4 protein-coding genes, 1 tRNA gene and 1 pseudogene are annotated in these 4054 nt (G+C 55.3%); 5 read left to right on the forward strand and 1 reads right to left on the reverse strand.

Annotation, left to right across the window (positions count from 1 at the left end; all coding sequences use genetic code 11):
• From recJ to QZ197_RS15120, 5 genes are all read left to right on the forward strand, one after another.
• On the forward strand, positions 1–1627 hold a 1627-nt coding region (gene recJ / locus QZ197_RS15100), incomplete at its 5' end, for a single-stranded-DNA-specific exonuclease RecJ (protein ID WP_296432996.1).
• Between the two features lie 75 nt (positions 1628–1702).
• Positions 1703–1777: transfer RNA gene (locus QZ197_RS15105), tRNA-Glu, on the forward strand.
• Positions 1778–1882: 105 nt separating this feature from the next.
• Positions 1883–2311 carry a VOC family protein gene (locus QZ197_RS15110; protein WP_296432997.1) on the forward strand — a complete coding sequence of 143 codons (429 nt, stop codon included), beginning with the start codon at positions 1883–1885 and terminating at the stop codon, positions 2309–2311.
• A gap of 29 nt (positions 2312–2340) precedes the next feature.
• Positions 2341–2997, forward strand: a complete 657-nt coding sequence (locus QZ197_RS15115; protein ID WP_296432998.1) for a DUF1194 domain-containing protein — start codon at positions 2341–2343, stop codon at positions 2995–2997.
• Positions 2994–3722, forward strand: coding sequence for a DUF1194 domain-containing protein (locus tag QZ197_RS15120; RefSeq protein ID WP_296432999.1), 729 nt, complete (start codon positions 2994–2996; stop codon positions 3720–3722). The genes QZ197_RS15115 and QZ197_RS15120 overlap by 4 nt, the downstream gene beginning before the upstream one ends.
• A gap of 155 nt (positions 3723–3877) precedes the next feature.
• On the opposite strand, the pseudogene QZ197_RS15125 reads toward QZ197_RS15120, so the two are convergent.
• Positions 3878–4054: pseudogene (locus QZ197_RS15125) on the reverse strand (MarR family transcriptional regulator); the annotation flags it as partial.

A 4054-nucleotide genomic window follows, 5' to 3' on the forward strand; every position in this document is an offset into this window, starting at 1 on the left:
ATGCCGGATTTTGGTTCGTCGGGGTGTGAATGCCCAAGATGCGGCGGCCTTTCTGTCCCCCACACTACGCGACCTACTGCCTGATCCACGCACCCTCAAAGACATGGATGCCGCGACAACGCGTTTTCTAGCAGCCCTCGATCACACAGAACGCGTCGCCATCTTCGCTGATTATGATGTCGACGGTGGGACTTCAGCCGCACTTTTGATCAATTGGTTGCGCGACATGGGGCTGGCCGCGACGCTATATGTCCCCGACCGGATCGACGAAGGTTACGGTCCCAATGACGAAGCTATGGCAGCGCTGGCCCGGAACCACGACCTGATCATTTGCGTCGATTGCGGCACCCTTTCACACGGCCCCATAGCCGCCGCAAAAGGTGCCGATGTTATTGTGCTCGACCACCACTTGGGCGGAGAGACTCTGCCCGATGCAGTGGCCGTTGTGAACCCGAACCGGCAGGACGAAAGTGGCGCGCTGGCGCATCTTTGCGCGGCAGGCGTCGTATTCATGATGCTGGTCAATGCCAACCGTGTCCTGCGCGAGGGCGGACACAAGGGACCCGATCTCATCGGGATGCTTGATCTTGTCGGGCTGGCGACCGTGGCAGACGTCGCCCCGCTGGTGGGCGTGAACCGTGCATTCGTGCGGCAAGGTTTGACAGTCATGGCGCGCCGCAACCGGATTGGCATGACTGCATTGTCTGACGTGGCGGGCTTGGATCAAGCACCGACCAGCTATCACCTTGGATTTCTACTTGGGCCGCGGGTCAATGCCGGTGGCCGGATTGGCAAGGCGGATCTAGGCGCGCGCCTGCTGTCGACCAATGATAAACACGAGGCAGAATCAATCGCCGCCAAACTGGATGAATTGAACACTGACCGTCGCGAAGTCGAAGCACAGGTGCGCGAACTGGCGCTCGAACAAGCGACCGCGCGCGGGCTGGACGGCCCTCTGGTTTGGGCCGCTGGCGAAGGCTGGCATCCGGGCGTGGTCGGCATTGTCGCCGCGCGATTGAAAGAAGCCACCAACCGTCCTGCGATTGTGATCGGCCTTGATGGGAACGAAGGCAAAGGATCGGGGCGATCTGTTTCTGGCATCGACTTGGGCGCCGTCATCCAACGGGCAGCCGCAGAAGGGCTGTTGATCAAAGGTGGCGGGCACAAAATGGCCGCAGGTCTGACCGTCGCACGGGATCAGCTTGAACCGGCGATGGAACGCTTGAGTGAGCTACTAGCAAAACAGGGAGCGGGCGATATCGGCCCTGCCGACCTGAAAATCAGCGGTATTTTGATGCCTGGGGCCGCGACAATCGAGTTGGTCAACCAGATCGAAGATGCAGGCCCCTTCGGTGCGGGTGCCCCTGCCCCGCGCTTTGCTTTTCCCGATTGCCAAATTCATTTCGCCAAACAAGTCGGCGCCAATCATCTAAAAATCAGCTTTGGCGACGGCATAAGCGGCCGGATTGATGCGATCAGTTTCGGGGCGATGGACGGGCCAATGGGTCCGATGTTGCTGGCTCATAACGGTGCGCGTTTTCATTTGGCGGGCCGGCTGGAAATCAACACTTGGCAAGGACGGCAATCAGTTCAGTTGCGTCTCGAAGACGCTGCACCTGCTCACTGAATTAATCCGACAAAAAAGCGCAAATAGCCTCTTGCGTGCCACGCCCAGTTTCCCTAAAAGCGGCGCACTAACTGCGGTCCCTTCGTCTATCGGTTAGGACGCCAGGTTTTCAACCTGGAAAGAGGGGTTCGATTCCCCTAGGGACTGCCATTAGTAACCCCTCACCAGATATGACACATTGAACGTCGATTTAGCGTTTCACTGTCATGGCCCTTGCGCTAAGTTTTCCGTCAGAAAATGCGCAAAGGAAACACTATGCCGTTAAAATATCTGCACACGATGGTTCGGGTCAAAGACCTTGAAAAATCCATCGCCTTCTACGAATTGCTTGGGCTGAAAGAAACCCGCAGGTTTGACCATGAAGGCGGACGTTTCACGCTGATTTTCATGGCGCCTCCTAGCCAAGAGGAATGCCCAGTTGAATTGACTTATAACTGGGACGGTGATGATGATTTGCCCGCAGACGGGCGGCATTTTGGCCATCTGGCATACCTTGTTCCAAACATTTACGAGACTTGCCAACACCTTATGGACAATGGCGTCACCATTAATCGTCCTCCCCGCGATGGGCATATGGCGTTTGTGCGATCCCCGGACAATATCTCGATCGAATTACTGCAAGAAGGTGATGACCTGCCAAAGGCCGAACCCTGGGCAAGCATGGAAAACACTGGGCATTGGTAAGATCGGCCTTCATCGCAGCATTTTGCCTGTTGGCCGCACCGGCCGACGCTTGCCGCTTGGCCTTGGTGCTTGCGATGGACGTGTCGTCGTCTGTCGATGATGCGGAAGACCAGCTACAGCGAAACGGACTTGCGGCGGCACTTGTGTCACCGCAAGTCATAGACGCCTTTTTTATCAGCCCTGATCCTGTCGCCTTACAGATATTTGAATGGAGCGGGCCGGGGCATCAAACTGATATTACCGACTGGACGATGATCCAATCGCCAGCTGATTTGCTGGCTGTCTCTGAAAAGCTGTCCAACAGCGTACGCAGTGCCAGTGGTCTGCCTACCGCGATGGGGTACGCGTTGGCACATGCGTCGATCCAGCTACAAAATGCCCCAAAATGCCTATTTCAAACCATCGACGTCGCGGGCGACGGACCTAACAACACCGGTTTTGGGCCTGGGAGCGTTTTTGCGTCGTTCCCCTTTGATGGCGTTACTGTGAACGGCCTGGTGATCAGCGCGGGCGAAAATAAGGCACAAGCCTATTATCAAGCCGAAGTCATTCGCGGCCCCTTATCTTTTGTCGAGGTTGCTGATGGATTTGCTGATTTCGAAGCTACGATGCAGCGCAAATTGATCCGCGAACTTACCGTGCAAGTCGTTGGCCACGTAGCACCACAGACAGAGGACCACGGATGATACGTCTAGTCCTGTTCCTGATGCTCTTGCCGGGGCTGGCACATGCGGCCTGCAGGCAAGCGTTGTCGATGGGGCTGGATGTTTCTGGCTCTGTTGATGATGATGAATATCGTTTGCAGCTTGATGGGGTCATTGCCGCGTTGAATGCGCAGGCTGTTAAAGACGTGTTGTTCATGCAACCAGAGGCGCCAATCCGCCTTCATGTCTATGAATGGAGCGGCCCGATCAATCAGACAATTATCGTGCCGTGGACGGCGATTGAAGGCCCTGCCGATTTGGCACAGGTCACGCGACAACTGCTTGCGCATACCCGTGGCGTGCGGGCGCCGACGACCGCTATCGGATCAGCTATTCTTGCTGGTTATACCTATCTTGAAGCGCATCCTGATTGCTGGAAACGCACGCTAGATTTGTCCGGAGATGGTGAAACGAACGTCGGCCCCTTGCCCGAAACGATTGGCGAAAACCTCCGACCAGTTGGTGTTACGGTGAATGGCCTTGTCGTCGGTGCAGGTGATCCAGATGGCGATGACGAGCGTTTTGTCGATATCAAGCAGCTGTCTTCCTACTACCGCGCAAATGTTATGCGGGGCCCCGGCGCCTTTGTTGAAGTGGCATTAGGGTACGAGGATTACGCTGCCACAATGGAGCGAAAGCTGTTGCGTGAACTGGCAAGCATCGCAATTGGGCAAGCTGACCTAGACCGCATCTCGCGTGCTGATTGATTACACAGTAACTGCATCACCCAAGGCGAAAATAAGTGGGTCGATACTTTTACATACCGACCCACAAAAAACCTAACCCTCGTTAAATACACAACTAAAAGTTGTATTCTCTTATTGAATGCAATTTAGACATAAATAGGGTTCAATCAAACAGATCAATAAATATACCGAATTTGTTCTGTCCAGTAACGCTCAACCCGTCGAAGGGCAGCTGCGATGTCTTCTACCCCGTCTTGATCGAGGACGTTGCGGTTCATCAATCCCTCAGCATGTGTCCTGAACAGTTTTGAGACCACCAAATGCACCCCCCGGCCCTTTTCAGTCAGGCGCAC

This window comes from Yoonia sp., from assembly GCF_017854415.1.
Classification (GTDB): Bacteria; Pseudomonadota; Alphaproteobacteria; order Rhodobacterales; family Rhodobacteraceae; genus Yoonia.

What these genes read in the sequence shown, in the direction of transcription:
- QZ197_RS15120 (WP_296432999.1), top strand. Translation starts at nt 2,994, where the DNA reads ATGATACGTCTAGTCCTGTTCCTGATGCTCTTGCCGGGGCTGGCACAT.
- QZ197_RS15110 (WP_296432997.1), top strand. Translation starts at nt 1,883, where the DNA reads ATGCCGTTAAAATATCTGCACACGATGGTTCGGGTCAAAGACCTTGAA.